This is a genomic window from Ruminococcus sp. 210702-SL.1.03 (assembly GCF_020559915.1).
GTDB lineage: Bacteria > Bacillota > Clostridia > Oscillospirales > Ruminococcaceae > YE71.
Genome location: NZ_JAJCLZ010000002.1, coordinates 241,331 through 258,806 on the forward strand (window position 1 = coordinate 241,331; position 17,476 = coordinate 258,806).

14 protein-coding genes and 1 pseudogene are annotated in these 17,476 nt (G+C 46.0%); 11 read left to right on the plus strand and 4 right to left on the minus strand.

The window, feature by feature from the left end; genetic code table 11:
- Nucleotides 1–7 precede the first annotated feature (7 nt).
- From LI114_RS02685 to LI114_RS02710, 6 genes are all read left to right on the plus strand, one after another.
- The gene (locus tag LI114_RS02685) at nucleotides 8–1,228 is read left to right on the plus strand and encodes an aspartate aminotransferase family protein (protein ID WP_227219105.1); all 1,221 of its coding nucleotides are present in this window, start codon (nucleotides 8–10) and stop codon (nucleotides 1,226–1,228) included.
- Between the two features lie 84 nt (nucleotides 1,229–1,312).
- Nucleotides 1,313–2,446 carry an iron-containing alcohol dehydrogenase gene (locus tag LI114_RS02690; RefSeq protein ID WP_227219107.1) on the plus strand — a complete coding sequence of 378 codons (1,134 nt, stop codon included), beginning with the start codon at nucleotides 1,313–1,315 and terminating at the stop codon, nucleotides 2,444–2,446.
- Nucleotides 2,447–2,619: 173 nt separating this feature from the next.
- The gene (locus LI114_RS02695; protein WP_227219109.1) at nucleotides 2,620–3,192 is read left to right on the plus strand and encodes a hypothetical protein; all 573 of its coding nucleotides are present in this window, start codon (nucleotides 2,620–2,622) and stop codon (nucleotides 3,190–3,192) included.
- Nucleotides 3,192–3,440: a helix-turn-helix transcriptional regulator gene (locus tag LI114_RS02700; RefSeq protein ID WP_227219111.1), complete on the plus strand. Its 249-nt coding sequence runs from the start codon at nucleotides 3,192–3,194 to the stop codon at nucleotides 3,438–3,440. Before LI114_RS02695 ends, LI114_RS02700 begins: the two co-directional genes overlap by 1 nt.
- A 484-nt stretch (nucleotides 3,441–3,924) precedes the next feature.
- Complete coding sequence (locus LI114_RS02705; protein WP_227219113.1) at nucleotides 3,925–5,583, plus strand: putative bifunctional diguanylate cyclase/phosphodiesterase; 1,659 nt, start codon at nucleotides 3,925–3,927, stop codon at nucleotides 5,581–5,583.
- A 158-nt stretch (nucleotides 5,584–5,741) separates the two neighbouring features.
- Entirely contained in the window at nucleotides 5,742–6,758 is a 1,017-nt protein-coding gene (locus tag LI114_RS02710; protein ID WP_227219115.1) for a DUF6591 domain-containing protein, read from the plus strand.
- Nucleotides 6,759–6,850: 92 nt separating this feature from the next.
- On the opposite strand, the gene LI114_RS02715 is transcribed toward LI114_RS02710, so the two are convergent.
- Nucleotides 6,851–7,174, minus strand: a complete 324-nt coding sequence (locus LI114_RS02715) for a hypothetical protein (protein ID WP_227219117.1) — start codon at nucleotides 7,172–7,174, stop codon at nucleotides 6,851–6,853.
- 251 nt (nucleotides 7,175–7,425) lie between these two features.
- On the opposite strand from LI114_RS02715, the gene LI114_RS02720 reads away from it, so the two are divergent.
- Together LI114_RS02720 and LI114_RS02725 are read left to right on the plus strand one after the other, a co-directional pair.
- Nucleotides 7,426–9,372 (plus strand): fibronectin type III domain-containing protein, encoded by a 1,947-nt coding sequence (locus LI114_RS02720; RefSeq protein WP_227219119.1) that lies wholly within the window; start codon nucleotides 7,426–7,428, stop codon nucleotides 9,370–9,372.
- Between the two features lie 258 nt (nucleotides 9,373–9,630).
- Nucleotides 9,631–12,366, plus strand: coding sequence for a protein kinase domain-containing protein (locus LI114_RS02725; protein ID WP_227219121.1), 2,736 nt, complete (start codon nucleotides 9,631–9,633; stop codon nucleotides 12,364–12,366).
- Nucleotides 12,367–12,423: 57 nt separating this feature from the next.
- Here the strand turns inward: LI114_RS02725 and LI114_RS02730 are convergent, their stop codons facing one another.
- A complete protein-coding gene (locus tag LI114_RS02730) occupies nucleotides 12,424–13,557 on the minus strand; it encodes a hypothetical protein (protein ID WP_227219123.1) in 1,134 nt (377 codons plus the stop codon).
- Nucleotides 13,558–13,764: 207 nt separating this feature from the next.
- Here LI114_RS02730 and LI114_RS14345 point away from each other — a divergent pair.
- Nucleotides 13,765–13,914 (plus strand): annotated as a pseudogene (locus LI114_RS14345) (alpha/beta-type small acid-soluble spore protein); the annotation flags it as partial.
- A gap of 291 nt (nucleotides 13,915–14,205) precedes the next feature.
- On the opposite strand, the gene LI114_RS02740 reads toward LI114_RS14345, so the two are convergent.
- The gene (locus LI114_RS02740) at nucleotides 14,206–14,829 is read right to left on the minus strand and encodes a hypothetical protein (RefSeq protein ID WP_227219126.1); all 624 of its coding nucleotides are present in this window, start codon (nucleotides 14,827–14,829) and stop codon (nucleotides 14,206–14,208) included.
- Nucleotides 14,822–16,210 carry an AAA family ATPase gene (locus LI114_RS02745; protein ID WP_227219128.1) on the minus strand — a complete coding sequence of 463 codons (1,389 nt, stop codon included), beginning with the start codon at nucleotides 16,208–16,210 and terminating at the stop codon, nucleotides 14,822–14,824. Before LI114_RS02745 ends, LI114_RS02740 begins: the two co-directional genes overlap by 8 nt.
- A gap of 362 nt (nucleotides 16,211–16,572) precedes the next feature.
- Between LI114_RS02745 and LI114_RS02750 the strand changes: the two genes are divergently transcribed.
- Nucleotides 16,573–16,941, plus strand: coding sequence for a hypothetical protein (locus LI114_RS02750; RefSeq protein WP_227219130.1), 369 nt, complete (start codon nucleotides 16,573–16,575; stop codon nucleotides 16,939–16,941).
- A gap of 37 nt (nucleotides 16,942–16,978) precedes the next feature.
- Nucleotides 16,979–17,167, plus strand: coding sequence for a hypothetical protein (locus LI114_RS02755; RefSeq protein WP_022126957.1), 189 nt, complete (start codon nucleotides 16,979–16,981; stop codon nucleotides 17,165–17,167).
- Nucleotides 17,168–17,476: the final 309 nt, after the last annotated feature.

The window sequence follows — 17,476 nt, forward strand, 5'->3', positions numbered from 1 at the left end:
ATTCACCATGAAACTGAAAGACACAGGACTTACCGCAGAGGAGCTTAAAGGGCTGGTAAACAAGTATATGATAGAGACCTACGAGCGTTTCGATTTCATTGCGGAAACGGCTAAGGGTATGTACATCTACGACGAAAAGGGCAACGCTTACCTCGACTTTTACGCAGGTATCGCGGTAAACAGCGCGGGCAACTGCAACGAAAAGGTCATCGCGGCTATACAGTCGCAGGCGGCAGACCTTATCCACACATTCAACTACCCCTACACCATTCCGCAGGCGCTGCTGGCTAAAAAGATCTGCGACACCATCGGCATGGATAAGATCTACTTCCAGAACTCGGGTACTGAGGCAAACGAGGCTATGATAAAGCTGGCGAGAAAGTACGGTATCGACCACTACGGCCCGAATAAGTACGAGATCATCACCGCTAAGATGGGCTTCCACGGCAGAAGCTTCGGCTCGATGTCGGCTACCGGTCAGCCCGATACCGCTATACAGCAGGGCTTCGGCTCTATGACCCCCGGCTTCAAGTATGCTGAATATAATAATTTGAAAGCCTTTGAGGACGCCATCACCGAAAACACCATCGCCATCATGGTAGAGCCAGTACAGGGCGAGGGCGGCGTAAACCCCGCTACTAAGGAGTTTCTGACTGGCCTGAGAAAGCTCTGCGATGAAAAGGGACTTCTCCTCTGCCTCGACGAAGTTCAGACCGGCTGGTGCAGAACGGGCGAGGTAATGGCTTACATGAATTACGGCATCAAGCCCGACATCGTTTCTATGGCGAAAGCGATGGGCGGCGGACTTCCCATCGGCGCTATCTGCGCTAAGGAAGAGGTCGCGAAGAGCTTTACCAGCGGTTCGCACGGCAGCACATACAGCGGAAACCCCGTAGCCTGCGCGGCTTCGCTCGCACAGATAGGCGAGCTGCTAGACAGAGATCTTGCGGGCAACGCTAAGAAGATGGGCGCTTACTTTATGGACAAGCTGAGAGAGCTTGTGCCGCACGTCAAAGAAGTTCGCGGACTGGGCCTTATGGTAGGCGTAGAGTTTGAGGAAGGCTTCAACGCGGTGGACGTAAAGCACGCCTGCTTCGACAGAAAGCTCATCATCACAGCTATCGGCTCTAGCGTTATCCGCATGGTGCCCCCGCTGATACTCACCGAAAAGGAATGCGACAAGGCTGCCGAGATAATCGCGGACGCTGTAAAGTCGCTCGAGAAGTGACGGTATATTAAAATATGAAACTGCAAAGAGGGCGTTAGTTCGCTCTCTTTCGGTTTAAACGGTTTAAAGTGGAGGGCTTTTACTATGGATTTCAGTTATCATATGCCCGCCGACCTGCGTTTCGGCAGGGGCTTGGCGGATAAGATAGGCGATATTTGCAAAGAGATAGGCGGCGAAAAGGTGCTTGTGGTAACGGGCACGGGCAGCACTAAGCGCTCGGGTCTGCTGGACAGAGTGCTCGTTTCGCTCAAAGCGGCGGGGCTGGGCGCTGCGGTTTTCGACAAAGTTACGCAAAACCCGCTTACTACCACCGTTTACGAGGGCGTAGAGCTGGCTAAGGCTGAGGGCTGCGGCGTTATCCTCGGCGTGGGCGGCGGCTCGATAATGGACGCGGCTAAGGCTATCGCTTTCTGCACCGTGAACGCGGGCGATGTTTCCGACTACATTTTCGGCAAAAAGCAGGGCGCGGGCGCACTGCCGATAGTGCTGCTGCCTACCACCTGCGGCACGGGCAGCGAGGGCAATCAGATTGCCGTGCTGACCAACCCCGAAACAAAGGACAAAAAAGCGCTTTACACCATGCAGGTGATGCCGCGCGTTTCCGTCATCGACCCCGACGTCATGACTACTATGCCGAAAAGCGTGCTTTCATCCGTCGGCTTCGACGCTTTCACACATTCGCTCGAGGCATATACCTCGAAAAAGGCGAACCCCATCACCGACGCGCAGGCGCTGCTGGGTATGCAGCTTTTGGCGGATGATCTGCCGAAGCTTGTGTCCGGCGAGGGCGGCGCGGCGGAATGGGAAGCCGTAAGCTTGGCGGCAACGCTGGGCGGAATGGTGATCGGCGCGGCGGGCGTTTCGGCGGCGCACGGCATGGAACACCCCGCTTCGGGTCTGAAAAACATCGTCCACGGCAGGGGACTTGCGGCGCTCACCCCGCCGATAGTCGAGCGGCTTGCCACCGCCGACCCCGAAAAATTCGCTCGGGTATCGGTACTGCTTGGCGGCAGCGGAGCGGAGGACTGCGCCGACAGCATACGCCGCTTCCTCAAAGCGATAGACCTGAGCGTGAAGCTCGGCGACCTCGGCATCACGGCGGAGGACGTGCCTTGGATGACGGAAAACTGCATGAAGATCTCGATAGGCAACCTCAAAAACGCGCCCGTGACGTTCAGCCGCGAAGAGGTAGAGCAGATATACCGCGAGGCGCTGTGATTTTTAATGGCAATATTTCGGCAGACGTTTGCATTTTCGGCAGGCGTCTGTTTTTTTGTATAAAATACATCACGAAGAGTCGGCGAAATTGTGCAGGTATACAAAAGTGATAGATTTGTCACTTTGGCTATTGACAATCGACGAAATTAGTGATATTATTGTCACATAAGGTGATGAATAAGTCACTTTACAAGACCGGACGAAAGGAAATGGATAAAGCTATGAACGAGAATTTAAAGAAAGAAAAGACAACAAAACCCATCACCCTCTGCGATTATCACAAGGCGCGGCTGGCGGGCATGGCGAGCTTATTCGTGATGGAGGTGCTCACGCTGATATTCGACCATGTAAGGGTCAGCGGCGGCGCGGGTCTGCGTGCGCTGAATTACGCGCTGATAATCATTTCACTGGTGCTGTTGGTGCGCTGGGCGTTTATGTCGCTCATCAAAAAGCGCCCTATAGAAAAAGAGGACGAGCTTTCGCGCGAGAACATGGTGAAAGCGCACGAGAAGATAGGGCTGGTGTTTTGGCTGATACTTGGCGCGGTGCTGATACTTTCTATGTTCTGGAAGGGCAGTATCACGATACATTTTGACAACGAGTTGATGAACAGCATATGGTTCATAATTTTCAGCGGATATTTTTCGCTCGAGAGCGGCTTTTTCATCTACTACGACCGCACGGCGGCGGGCGATGATGATTGTGACGATTATGACGATGACGAAAAGAGCGCGGGTGACGAGTGATGCCGCAGCTAAAAACGAAACTGAAAGAGTACCGCGCGCGGCTGAATATGAAGCAGGGTGAGCTTGCCGAAAAGGTAGGCGTGCGGCGCGAAACGATAATCCGACTGGAAAAAGGGCAGTACAACCCCTCGCTGAAACTGGCGATGGATATAGCGAAAGTTTTCGGCGCGGCGGTGGAGGATATTTTCTCATTCGAGCCCGACCCCGCCGAGGATTATCAGGTGTTTGAAAATAAGTACGATAATTAAGGAAAAAGACCCCTGTTTCAGCGAACAGAGGTCTTTTCTTACTGTATTTAAGGCAACACCGCACAACTACCGCCTAGCGGCTTTGTGCACATCTTGCTTGCGTTTTTGCGAAGCCAAAACAATTTTCCGTCATATCACCCAAAACCTCCTAGCTTAACGCGAGTTAAGCGTCGTCGGCTTTAGGCAATCTGACGAAAAATCTGACGACGCAATCTGCACACAATAGTTGTGCGGTATTGCCTTAAATTTGCGGGATATGCTTTAGTTCACGGCGGCAGCGCTTTTTTTGTTTGCTGACTCGATATAGCAGCGTAAATGATAGCTTTTTGTGAATGAGCATCTGAAAACTGATCAGAACATAATAAAAACCTTGTATTTAAGAATTAACACTTGAAATATGAGAAAATATGTGGTATAATACATTTTAGAAAGATGTAAATATTTACAGCAATGACCTGTACTACAAAAATGAGGATATGAAAAAATGGACTTTGATTATGCAAGATATGTAACGCTGATGAATGAGTTTTCTAATACTTGCGGCAAGATAAGAACTTTCAGAGATCCTGAGATAAAAAGATCGATCGTGCCGCTTTGTGAATTTTTGCGCATAGCTGCTTTTGAGGTGACTGTGGACAGCGCCAACAGCTCTTCCCACAAACCGCTCATGCAGCCTTTTTTCTACTATTTCAAAGGAACAGCAGACAGAAAGCGTGCACTTAAGATAGATGAAACTATTTATGATGGCAGCGTGGCGCACTATAATATACTGCCCTCATTTGGTGAACCTGATTGGAGCGAACAGGAATTAGAGCAGATACGGGCACTTGAAAAACAGGTGGCTATGCATAGCGAACGAGGATACATAATGAAACTTGCTGAAGAAAAAGGCAGGATAGATGAGACGTTAGAGATATATCTGCTGCCATATTTTTTTGAATATATCGGCAGAGTGATGGCAGAAGGCAAGCTCGATAAATACGGTGCGGTATATTTTAATCTAAAGCGCTTTTCTTTGGTAAATGAGTATTTTAGCCGTCGTGTAGCTGATGATATAATGCGCTCTTATATCAGAGGGCTTGAAAGATCTGTGAAGGGCGATAAATGTATATGTCGTGTTGGCGGAGATAATTTCGTTATGCTATATGAAAAAGCTGACCTCGATACTGTTGTGGAGTATTTGCTAGGCAAAAAAGTGAAGCTGAATGGTATAGAAGTAAACGTTTCCGCAACAGCGGGATACTGCACCATAACCGAGGACGTGAGAAAGCCGACTGATGTTATGGACAGAATAAGCGAAACTATTCAGATGGCGCGTACTGTTTATAAAAAGCCGTATGCTTTTTATGACCCAAAGATGGCTGAGCAAAAAAAACGTATGAAGGAAATAGAAAATATATTTCCCGAAGCCATTAAAAATGAGGAATTTAAGGTATATTATCAGCCAAAGGTGCGTATAGAAGACGGAAAAATAATAGGCGCAGAGGCGCTTTGCCGATGGGTCAGAAACGGCAGCATAGTTCCGCCTATGCAGTTTATTCCTGTGCTGGAGCGCAGCTCTTCTATATGTGTGTTGGATTTCTATATGCTGGAACATGTTTGCTGTGATATACGTCGCTGGCTGGACGAGGGAAGGAAAGTCGTAAAAGTTTCTGTTAACCTCTCTCGTATGCATTTAGGCAACGAAATGCTGCTGGAAAATATACTCGGCATAATCGACCGCCACGGTGTTCCACATGAATATTTAGAGATAGAACTTACTGAAACCAGTGCAGATGTTGATTTTGATGAGCTTAAAAACATCGTTAATGGTCTGCATGAAAGCAACGTAAGCACTGCGGTCGATGATTTTGGCACGGGCTTTTCTTCGCTGAAGCTGATAACTGAGCTTCCTTGGGGCGTACTGAAGATCGATAAGAGCTTTATACCAGAAGACAGCAATGAGCACTCTAAACGTGAAAAAATACTGCGCCATATTATAACAATGTCGAACGATCTGGGAATGGAATGTATAGCTGAGGGCGTGGAAACGCTTGATCAAGCTAGGCTTTTACACCAAATGGAATGTTACTTGGCTCAAGGCTTTTATTACGCAAAGCCAATGCCCTGTGAGGACTATGAAAAAAATCTTATGTGTGAGTGATCAGGTAAAATATCCCTCTGCGGAAAAGGCAGGGGGATATTTTTTTGCTACGGAATTCGTTTTTATATGGACTGTATGGGCGTGATATAATATAGACACACAAAAGATACAGCTTAACCAAGCTGAGCCAAAAATAAAATTCAGAGGAGATTTTTAACATGAGTGAACAAAAATTTGGCACGGAAAACAGCACGCAGTTCGTACCCGCAAAGTGCACCGCCTGCGGCGGCGAACTGGAGGTAGACCCGAAGCAGGAAACAGCGGTGTGCCGTTACTGCGGAGAAACTTTCGTAGTATCAAAAGCGGTAAATAATTACAATGTAGAGCACAACACTTACAATACCAAGATAGTTAACGAACGCAGGGGCGACATGGAGTCGATGCTGAACTTTATCAGCGACCGCGAGGACAAGAAATACGCGCGTGCAAAGGAGCAGAAAGCGGAGCGCAGCAAGCGCAACAAGACCCTGCTATGGGCGCTGGGCTGGATATTTATATTTCCCGTACCGCTGACGATACTGATGCTGAGAAACAAGAAGCTGGCGGACAAGGTGCGCTACGGAATAATCGCGGCGGCGTGGGTGATATACATACTGCTGCTGGTGATAACGCAGATCACCGGCGACAAGGACAGCGATAAAGCGGCGGATGTTTCAAGCGAAACAAGCTCGGTGGCTGAGAGAGAAGCGGACGACATAGACCTCGACGCGATAGTTGACAAATTAAAGGACAGCGAAGCGGAAACGAAGCAGGCGGAAGCGCCTGCCGAGAGCAAGCCCGAGAAGGAAACAAAGGCAACGAAAGAAACGAAAAAGACCGAGAAAGAGACGAAGAAAACTGAGGAAGAGCCTAAAGAGAGCGAGCCGAGCCTTGACGACATAAAGAAGGCGATAGAGGGCGGAGATTACTCGCTGGTATCGGCAGACTTCAAGGAAGTCATGGACGGCTACGAGGCGTTTTTTGACCAGTACATCGAGTTTATGAACAAGTACAATTCGGGCGAGGGCGACCAGCTTGAAATGATGAATGATTACATGGATATGGTATCGCAGCAGACCGAGTGGATGGACAAGATAAACGCAATCGACGAAAAATCGCTGTCAGTAGCCGACGACGCGTACTATATAATAGTTACAACGAGGGTGCAGAAGAAGTTGGCGGACGCTAGTTTGTGATAGAAGATCCCCTAATATAAAATGAAAAAACCGGCAGTCGGTACGAGAAAGTGTACTGGCTGCCGGTTTTTTGAGGGGGGATTATTTTTTTTTCAAATAGAATAATAATCCTTTTTTCCAAAAAGCATATCGCAGATATTGTTGCCGTCTTCTACGCTGAAACCGAGCGAATATTTTTTGCTTATGCCGCCGTATTCGTCCGGCTCAATATCGTCGATGATGTTGACGATCTCCGCTTTGGTGCTTGGAAAAATAAGCTTGCCGTTGTATTCAACTTCAGCGTTTTCAAATAACTCGAGAGCTTCGCAGCAGTCGTTATCATCGTAGAAAGCATGGCAGAAGCCAAAATCATCGGTGGTATTTTTGCTGAATTTGGTTTTCTTGAATTCCGTGTATTCGCCAAGTGATTTTGTCAATAAAACTTGACACATTGACCGCAAGGATCTTGAAGTTAAGAAGCGATGGTCATAACCGAATCTGCCCGCCCCGCACTAAATATCTCCGTGAAATATTTCTTTCAAAACTCATTGATTTTCAGCAACATTCACAAAATGTTTGCTTTTTTTTTTTTTTGTTAAGAATTTCTGATAAAATGTTAAGAAAGGTAGGCATAGCGCAAAAGAAGCGCGTTTTTGACTTTGATTTTTGGATTATTGGAGGAATTTTTATGAAAAAATTTGTAGCAGGCGTTGTAGCGCTGATGATAGCGTTCGGCGGAATGGCACTGCCTGCGGAGAGCGGTTTTTCGGCGGTATCGGCAAACGCTGAGGAGATGAGCGAAGCTAACGTTGATGTGCAGGCGGCAGACGATGTGAAGATCGCGGGGGATTCATTTGTTTATGGAGATTTCCATTATCAAATTCTTGATGATGGTACTGTTGAAATCACCTACTATTTAGGCGCGGATAAAGAAGTTGTTATACCAAGTACGGTCAACGGCAAAAAAGTTACGAGCATTGGTCATGGCGCATTTATGGAATGCATCAATATTGAAAAAATAACAATTCCTGATAGCGTTACAACTATTGATTATAATGCATTTTCAGACTGCCCAAATCTTGTAAGTATAACTATACCTTGCAACGTTACAAGCATTGGTGCTTATTCATTTAATGGTTGTGAAAAGCTTACAAGCATAACGGTTGATTCAAAAAACAAATTTTACTTATCAGAGGATGGAGTGCTGTTCAATAAAACGAAAACGGAACTTGTAGCTTATCCTGCTGGTAATTCGAGGAAAGAATATACTATACCCGATGGTGTTAAAAGTTTAAATAAACGTGCATTTTTAGGAGCTGTCAATCTTACAAACTTAAAAATACCCGATAGCGTTAAAAACATTGGTGAAGGCGAATTTTACGGATGTAAAAATCTCGAAAATATTAGCATTCCAAACGGTGTTACAGATATATATTCATTTACGTTCTATCTCTGCGAAAGCCTTACAAATATAACAATTCCGAATGGCGTTACTAGTATAGACGGTTCTGCATTTGAAGGTTGCAAAAACCTTACAAGTATAACGATACCCGACAGCGTTAATAGCATCGGTGCCGGGGCATTTGCATCTTGTTCGAGCCTTAAAAATGTAAAAGTTCCAGAGGGTGTTACGGTAATTGATGCTTACACATTTAACGGATGCGCAGGCCTTACAGATATTTCATTCCCGAGCACTTTAAAATCTATTGGTTATGAATCTTTTACTGATTGTAAAAAACTCAAAAGCATAACATTCTTGAATGGCCCGACTTTTATCAACTCATCTGCATTTCAGGGTTGTACAAGTCTTGCAAATCTGGTTTTGCCGGACAGCATGGAAGAGATCGGAAGCAATGCTTTCTATAACTGCTCTAGCCTTTCATATGTAGTAATTCCGAAGAACATAAAAAAGATCGACTCTCTTGCATTTAGCAGTTGTAAAAAGCTTAAAGACGTATATTACAAAGGCTCAAAAAGTGACTGGAAAAAGATCAAGAACGAGGGTTCACAAAGTATAGATACAAACGCGGGAATAAAGGACGCGACTATCCACTACAACTACACCCCCGACGAGCTAACCGTCGATAAAGTAAAAACCACCAAATTCACCTGCACCGATAAGGCTGTAAAGATCAACTGGGAAAAGGTCAACGGCGCGGCGGGCTACCGTGTGTATGCATATAACGCAAAGACCAAAAAATGGGGCAAAGCGGCGACGGTCTCTGCGTCCACCCTCAGCTTCAAGCAGACGGGTCTGAAGTCGGGCACGACTTACAAATACAAGGTCAAGGCTTACGCGAAGCAGGACGGCAAGACCTACTGGGGCGAGGCTTCCGACACGATAACGACCACCACGAAGCCCGCACAGCCCGCGATAAAATCTACCTCGGCTTCGACGAGCGCGGTAAGGCTAAACTGGAACGCTGTTTCGGGCGCGAACGGTTACAGAGTGGTGAGATATGACGCTAACGCCAAGAAATGGGTGTCTGTCGGCACGATCAAGACCACATCGTTCAAGGAAAAGAAGCTTAAAGGCAAGACTTCGTACAAGTACAAAGTCAAAGCGTACCGCAAGGTAGGCGGCGCGACTTACTGGAGCGAGTACAGCGCAGTCAAGAGCGTAAAAACTAAATAACAAAATCTCAGCAGTCTGCACTAAAAATGCGGACTGCTGTTTTTATGCCACTTTTCTTGACAACCATCTCTCAATGCTGTATAATAATAACAACCGCAGACATTCCCCGCGAGTGCCTGCAAAGTCCCTTCGGAGCGCTCGTCTGAGGGGATTTCTTATTTGCGGCAATGGTCAGCGCCCGCGGAATGGAAATTTATATCCGCCGCGAAATGCTTGTATAATATTAAGGGTAATCCCTATCGAAAGGAGGTCGGCGATATGCTGAATATCGGCTGTGAATTTGAGGTTGAGGGCAGGCTGTATACCGTGCTTGAACTGCTCGGCAAGGGCGCTAACGCCGCCGCTTATCTTGCTCAGTGTCAAAACGGCGGACTTGCGGCTAAGTGCATTTTAAAAGAATATTCACCCGCAGACCTCGCGGAGAGCGACCCCGCTTTTGCTGAAGGCAAGGCGCGCTTTGTTGCGGCGGGCAGGGCGCAGAACCGCATACGCCAGATCTCCGCGCTCGGTAATCAGACCCCGCCCGTCAACCGCATTTTTGAAGCGAACGGCACCGCTTATGTCGAGGTCGCCTGCTATAACGGCACTGCGCTCGATAAGCTGATAGCCGCGGGCGCGCTCACTCTGCCGCAGTATATCGCCATCTGCCGCACCATCGCGAAGACTGTCGGCGGCTACCACGCGGCGGGTATGCTCTGCCTTGACCTAAAGCCTGAAAATATTTTTATATTGCAAAATTCGCCCGATGATACCGTCACCCAGCTTGTGGAATTTATCGACTTCGACAGCGTTCGCGAACTTTCTCAGCTCGGCGCGGGCGCTGCGTATACTCGCGATTGGGCCGCCCCCGAACAACTGAATATGCAGACGGCGGGCAGGCTCGGCTTCGCGGCGGATATTTACACCTTGGGCGAGATAGTTTTTTACATACTTTTCGGCAGACATTCTGCGGCGGCGGAGCACCGCGGCTTCTCAAAATACCCATTCGATAAATGCCGCCGAAGCTGCCTGAAATACACCGAGCGTCCCGATATACAGTCGCTATTCACACGCTTTTTCCGCGGCACACTGCGCTCCTCCGCCGCTAACCGCTTTGAGAACATCGGCATGGCGGCCGACCTGCTCGGCGAGATAATAGAGGAGCTGGAGCGCAAAGAGTGCGTTATACCATCTCTGCCGCCCGTTTCGCCAGATTTCGTCGGCAGGGATGCCGAGCTTTCGCAGATAGCAAAGAGCCTTTCGGCAAACCCCGTGCTCTACATCACAGGCGTGGGCGGTATCGGCAAATCTGCACTGGTGAAAAATTACATCACGCGGTACAGGGCGCGCTATGAGGTGATAGTCTACCTTGAATATGACGGCGAATTTCGCCACACTTTCTGCGACGATATGCAGCTTCAGATCAGTACCATCTCGCGGCAGGATGACGAGCCGCCGAGCGATTATTTTGAGCGCAAACTGCTTGCCTTTAGGCGTATATGCGACGGCAAGCGCGTGCTTTTTGTGCTGGATAATTATACCGATAGGCTCACGAAAGACCTCAGCCGCATTATCAACTGCGGGTTTGAAACAATGATCGCGACAAGAAATCAGCCGCCGAAAAACAGTTTTGCACATATGGAAGTCACCGCCCTGCGCGATAATACCGACCTGCTAAAGCTCGCCGCGCTGAATCTGGGTCACCCGCTTTCGCGTGAAGAACGCGCCTGCTTTGAGGAAATGATAAGGCTGATACAGGGGCACACGCTGGTGCTCGAGCTTATCGCGCGGCAGATAGCGGCGGGCAGGCTTGACGTTCGCACCGCGCTGGAGCTTATCCGCGAGAACGGCTTTTCACGCTTTTCAGACGAAAAGATAGGCAACATAAAGGACGGCGAAGAGGTATGCGATACCCTTTCGGCGATTATCTCGGCGCTTTTCGACGCGGGCACTGTAAGCATGACCGAGCGCTTGGCGCTGAAACGGCTCGCCCTGCTGAACGTTAGGGGGATAGAGGCTGAGCTTATAGGCAGATTTTTCTCAGATATACAGCCGAAAACGGCGGAAAAGCTGGCGGCAAACGGCTGGCTTTACGACGGCGGCAGAGTGCGTCTGCACCCAGTTATCGCGGAAACGGTGCGCGGCTGGGAGTGGCAGGCGGACGACCTTACTGTGATGGAATATCATCAGCAGGCGGTGGATATTTACGTCGGCATGGGCAACGCGGCGCAGATAAAGGCGATTTTGCGCGAAGCGGAGCGTTTTGCCGTGCAGCACCCGCGGCATATCATCACGGCGATGTACCACAACATGGTGGGATCTTACTATGACGCACTGCTTGGCGGCGCGTATTATACGGAAACCGCCGAGGAGGAAGCCCTGCTTGAAAAGATGATAGCTTCAGCAGACGCGGCGATAGCTGAGGCGGAGCTTTCGCAGGACGAGCGCAAGGGCAAGTATCTGGCGCAGTACTGTATATCGCTGGCGAGCGTGCTGATACGCAGTATGCCGGATTGCGAAAACGAAGCCGCTGAACTGCTCGACAGGGCGCGCGGGCTGATAGAGAGCGAGCCTGCGGCGAGCGAGAACCGCTGTTACTACTGCATGGCGGCGGCGTGGTATTTCACGCTGATACGCCCCGACCTAGAGGAAACGCGACGGCTCATCGACCGCGCCGAGCAGATAGCGAAGCAGGTATTTTCGACCGAGCTGGAGCTTATCGACATCATAAACATACCCGCGGCGAACTGCTGTTTTTACCACGGTGAGCTTGACTCGGCGGCGGAAAAGATAGAGGAAGCGGCGGAAATGTGCGGCGGCCACCCCGACTCACTGCCATACATCGACAAAAAGGCGGAGCTGCTGAACATCTTGATAGACATTTACCTCGAGATGGGCGACTTAGAGCGCTGCCGCGGGCTTGCGGCGGAGATCGACCGCATGAACGAGGAGTACGGCGAAATGGGTCTGCGAAGAGAGATCTCGCCGGATAAGCGCGAAAAGATAGGCATATAAAAATAAGAACAGCAGTCTGTAACGAAACGCAGACTGCTGTTTTTTTGTGTGTTAAATTTACTTTCTGCCGCTGTTGATGACGCTGTAAAGCGCGTCGATGGGTTCGTTTGAATTGGCGCAGTACATCAGCAGGCAGTCGAATGGGTGGCAGACGTAAAGCTTGGAAAACCCGCAGGAATCAAGGGTAGCGTCAAGCTCGTCGCAGAAGTCGAGCAGATTCCCCGCTATCTCGTTCGGCTCGCTGTTGTCTGCTTCGTAGTAGAAATTGTAAAATTTTAGCAGTATCAGCATCTTGCGGAGCAGGTCGTAGGAAGCGGTATTGCCGTTCAATATCCTGCCGAGGGTAACGTCGTTCGGCAGCGATTCGGTAAATCGGCGGGGCAGAGTGCGGCGGTCGAGGCGAGTTTCGGTCTGATATTTGTAGCCGAGCAGCGTTTCGATAGTCAAACTGCCGAGCCTTTCCTCCGAAAGCCGCTGTTCGTAATCATATTCGATAAGTCTGGAGTGCAGTATATCGACCTCTTCTCTGATAAGCCGCCTTGCGAGCTGAAACTGCTGTTCGTTATTGTAGCAGTGCGCCGAGAGGTAGCGCAGGAACTGCTTTTCGTCGGCGGTGGTGATTATCGCGGAGAGTATCTGCGAAGTAGCGGTGTGGGCGTTTTCCTGCGGCACGAAGCCCTGCGAGCTTTCAAGCAGGCGGACGGCGGCGGAGTAGGGCAGTTTATGGTAAAGGGTGTACATAAAAACGGCGTCGGTACGGCTTTTTATGTTGAAAGGTATGGTGAGAAAGTGCTTTTGGAAAAAATCCTCGGTCTGCCGCAAGTCCATCTCGAGGGCGCAGCAAAGGTCGTAATTGTTCCGCCGATTGGTGACGCCGGGGGTAGTTCCGCGCACCCATTCCAGCACGGTACGCGGGCAGGGGATACCTAGCAGATCTTTATAGCGTCGCTTGACCTCGGCGAGCATGATATTCTCATCGGCGGCGGTGCAAGGCGTGCCCAGCTCGGTAAGCCTAGCGGCAAGCCCCTCGAGAAAAACGGGCCGCGCCTCCAGCGCCATAGCGCGTTCAATGCCCGCGGCGATGTCCTCGGCGCTTTCAGCCTCAGCAGGTTCGCCGAAGCAGGTAGTATCGTATACAAATTCAGTATATTCGCCGCGCTCAGCTTCAGCGGCGATCTCTTTTAGCATCATAAACAAAACCTCGCTTTTTGCTGCCGCATATGGCAGCAGGTGATATATTATGAAGATATTATAACATTTTTGGGGGTGGTTTGCAAGGGGGAGGATTTTTTTATGGGCATTTTCAGCAAAAATTCCCACTAATAATCCCCCATCTGACCGCAGATAATATAACTGCAACCCCGATACAAAATATTTTATTGAAAGGAAGTAATCATCATGAAAGGCATTACTACTCCCGAAGGCAGACAGACTCTGGAACAGTTTAAGATGGAGGCGGCTAACGAAGTTGGCGTAAACCTCAAGCAGGGCTATAACGGCGATCTTACCGCCCGTGAGGTAGGCTCGGTCGGCGGTCAGATGGTCAAAATGACCTTCCCCGAACGCCGATGGTTATTTTCCAGAAACAGTGTAAAAGTAACAGGACGTGTTAAGGATATTACATATGAAATGGGATTGACAGCATAAAATGTATTAAGAAATGTTGATCTATGGCATTGATCTTGCAGCATTTAACCGAAAAATCTTTCTGGGCAGATCATTGGTCGGCGGTAAGATCAAGTGATGATAATATCCGTGACGATGGCGAGGATTTAGTAAACCACGGCAGAAGATTTGGGGGTCTTCTGCCGTGGCTTTTAATTTGCTTTAATTTAATGATTAAAATTTCCTAGCCAGATTTAGAAAATAATCAACCATGTCTTGTATATTTGTTTTTTCCTTTTGTGTAGCAACTTTGTCTCTAAACTCTTTGATCTCTTCGATAGTACCATCGGTCAATGGCTTTCCATCATTGATAGGAAACACTTTAGTATAGTAGGAGCCTTTTTCACTATTTTTTATTCTGCGTATCAAATTTGCTTGTTCCAAAACCGATTCGAGCCTTGGAATAGTGTATATTGGAACTATATAGTCATACAACCAATGACCGATAAACATTTGTTTGTTTATGAAATTTTTCTTTTGTTCTTCTGTACAGTCGCCAGTGTCTAAAAAAACAAATAGCTTAAAATTTTTTATTGTTCTATGAGAACCTTTACCGCTTAAATCAAAAGATTCTTTGCCATAACAGTTTAAAAAATTATTTATTGAGTCAAACGGTCTAGCGTTTAAATGAGTCATTAAACTTGTAATTTGAATGCTGTGTTCGCCGTTATCTTTTGCATAAGTTTTTGCGTTAAGATGAAGATTTGACTGAATATGCCTTACGATTTGAATTTCAGATTTTCCATGGCATATGATAATTGCTTTAAGATAGTTACACTGAAGAGGTCTCTTAGCCATTATCAGTATCCTCCTCATTATCAACTGAATTATGGGAATCAGTTGAATAGTCTGCATTTAAGTCATTGATTATTGATGAAGGCTCAATTTCATCAAGAGTTGGCACTCCACCAAATAAGCCACGCAAATACATATTTCTTGCATTGTTATTTTTCTTAATACCATACTCATCGATGCATATCGCTTCTTTATTACCAAGGTAGTCGACCGAGATAACATAGGCTTCAGATGCAGGAATACTTTCTAACAGCATTGTATTATGCGTTGTAATGATTAGCTGACCTGTAATTTTATCTCTGATAGCATTGAGAACTTTTTTAAACAAAATATCATGAATGCTTGTATCTGCTTCATCAATAAATACCGTAGATCCGTTTAAAGCTGCAAGCATTGATGGAAGTATTCTGAGAAGTTGACATGTGCCGCTTGATTCATTTTTAAAACTGATTTTTCGAATATCCCCAGAAATCATTTTATATACAAAAAGTTCATACGAAATATTATCGCCATTTTGCTTTATATCATATTTCACCTTTTTTATATCGGCGTATGATTGTGTTAATATATCATTTAATACATGCTCTGTTCTAATGAGATCAGGAAGGTCATTTACGTTTATTCTTCCGGTGATCGATTCTTGTATTATACTATTGTTGGAAGATGGCATAATGGATTCAATTATGCTGTTTCCTTTAATGTATATGCATAGATTAAATAAAGAGTCGATAGCCTCAATGAAATAATTATTATAGTTTTTCTGTATAAATAATTTGTTTTGTTCAGCTATTTGTTTCTTTATTATACTTAAGAATGTGTGATTTCCCCAGAATTTATCTAGCAATGACTTATAGTCTTTAGCTACAGATGAATCATAAAAAAGATTTGTAGAAAAATGATAGTTGATGCTTTGTTCATCTCTCTTTATAACGAAAAAATTACCGCTTTGTTTTCCTGTAAAAAAATAAAGGGATTCTTCTTTTATCGAATTGTCAAATACAATTACGTATTTTCCATTGTGTCCGTTAGCATTAAATCCGTACTCAACTTTTGTCGGTTTATCACAATCTATCATTCTGTATTGACTAAGCAGTGTTTTGAAATCACTTAACAATACATGTTCTCTAATGCTTTTAAAAAAATCGATGCTTTTATTATCTTCAATAGAATCTAATGCCTGCTGAAGATCTTGTATTTTATCTAGATTGGCAAATGATCTTTCGCTTTCTGTTAGAAAACGCATAGCTTTTATAAAATTGGTTTTGCCACTGCCGTTTTCTCCATAGATGGCTGCAAATCTTTTTGCTTCTTTTTGAGATTTTTCAAAATTAAATGTGATTTTTCCGTGCGATAAAAAATTTTCGAGGCTAACATATCTAATCATTATTCTCACTCCCTTATTTATAATTATAGCACTATTTCTCAAAAAGTCAAGTGTTTTAAGAACAAAATGTATCTAGAATTCGTCGCTTGCTAAAAAATGCTGAATGAACAGTTTACTTGGCTATTTTTGTCATATAAATTAAGAAGATGGAATAATTCTTTATTAACTGGGATATTTCACATATAGGTAAAATATGTATGAATAATCTACTAAATCTCGGTAGGCGGCCAAAATAATAAAATGACCTTCCCCGAACGCCAATGGTTATTTTCCAGAAACAGTGTAAAAGTAACAGGACGTGTCAAGGATATTACATATGAAATGGGATTGACAGCATAAAATGTATTAAGAAATGTTGATCTATGGCATTGATCTTGCAGCATTTAACCGAAAAATCTTTCTGGGCAGATCATTGGTCGGCGGTAAGATCAAGTGATGATAATATCCGTGACGATGGCGAGGATTTAGTAAACCACGGCAGAAGATTTGGGGGTCTTCTGCCGTGGTTTTTTGTGACAGATTTTCTTCCACCCTTGCTTTCCCAACAGAAAAATGGTATAATAGGAGTAACAAATATTTTCAAGGAGGCAGGACAAATGGGCATTTACGTTAATCCTGATAATGCGGATTTTCGGCGTTGTTTAAAGAAAACAATGTTGTCAAATGAAGTGAAAGTTGATTTAATAGAGTTTTATCAGCGGAACAAAAAGCAAATAAATCGGAAATTGTAAAGATCATTTTAATCCAAAATGAGAGGGAATTAAAGTAATGAGAGAATATTTCAATCTAATGGAGTATACAGAAGAATTTATAAATAAAATAATTGATTATAGAATGCACATGGATAAAGAATTAAATAGATATTTATCATACGAGGAAATTGCAGAACGTGAAAAATGCAGTGCTGATGATGTGAAAAAAATACTCAATGCAACAGCAATTGTATGGATTCATTAACCTGAAAATTCCAGTTTACAGAGCTACAACAAAATTATTATCAAAATAAACGCCACACCTAGTGCCGATTTGACAGCACAGGGTGTGGCTTGTTTTTTGTGCAATCTGGCTTGCTTTCCCCGCAGAAAAATGGTATAATAGGAATAACAAATATTTTCAAGGAGGCAGGCTGTATGGGCAGCATATACGATAACCCCGCTCAGGAGTTTATAAACTCCATCGAGGGGAATTAGTTATATGATGATAAGAGGCATTGTTGCAGTTAGAGAGGTAATAAATGATTACAATATATAAACACGGTCAGATTCC

What these genes read in the sequence shown, in the direction of transcription:
- LI114_RS02705 (WP_227219113.1), top strand. Translation starts at nt 3,925, where the DNA reads ATGGACTTTGATTATGCAAGATATGTAACGCTGATGAATGAGTTTTCT.
- LI114_RS02750 (WP_227219130.1), top strand. Translation starts at nt 16,573, where the DNA reads ATGGCATTGATCTTGCAGCATTTAACCGAAAAATCTTTCTGGGCAGAT.
- LI114_RS02725 (WP_227219121.1), top strand. Translation starts at nt 9,631, where the DNA reads ATGCTGAATATCGGCTGTGAATTTGAGGTTGAGGGCAGGCTGTATACC.
- LI114_RS02730 (WP_227219123.1), bottom strand. Translation starts at nt 13,557, where the DNA reads ATGATGCTAAAAGAGATCGCCGCTGAAGCTGAGCGCGGCGAATATACT.
- LI114_RS02685 (WP_227219105.1), top strand. Translation starts at nt 8, where the DNA reads ATGAAACTGAAAGACACAGGACTTACCGCAGAGGAGCTTAAAGGGCTG.
- LI114_RS02695 (WP_227219109.1), top strand. Translation starts at nt 2,620, where the DNA reads ATGAATAAGTCACTTTACAAGACCGGACGAAAGGAAATGGATAAAGCT.
- LI114_RS02720 (WP_227219119.1), top strand. Translation starts at nt 7,426, where the DNA reads ATGAAAAAATTTGTAGCAGGCGTTGTAGCGCTGATGATAGCGTTCGGC.
- LI114_RS02740 (WP_227219126.1), bottom strand. Translation starts at nt 14,829, where the DNA reads ATGGCTAAGAGACCTCTTCAGTGTAACTATCTTAAAGCAATTATCATA.
- LI114_RS02700 (WP_227219111.1), top strand. Translation starts at nt 3,192, where the DNA reads ATGCCGCAGCTAAAAACGAAACTGAAAGAGTACCGCGCGCGGCTGAAT.
- LI114_RS02690 (WP_227219107.1), top strand. Translation starts at nt 1,313, where the DNA reads ATGGATTTCAGTTATCATATGCCCGCCGACCTGCGTTTCGGCAGGGGC.
- LI114_RS02745 (WP_227219128.1), bottom strand. Translation starts at nt 16,210, where the DNA reads ATGATTAGATATGTTAGCCTCGAAAATTTTTTATCGCACGGAAAAATC.
- LI114_RS02710 (WP_227219115.1), top strand. Translation starts at nt 5,742, where the DNA reads ATGAGTGAACAAAAATTTGGCACGGAAAACAGCACGCAGTTCGTACCC.
- LI114_RS02755 (WP_022126957.1), top strand. Translation starts at nt 16,979, where the DNA reads ATGAGAGAATATTTCAATCTAATGGAGTATACAGAAGAATTTATAAAT.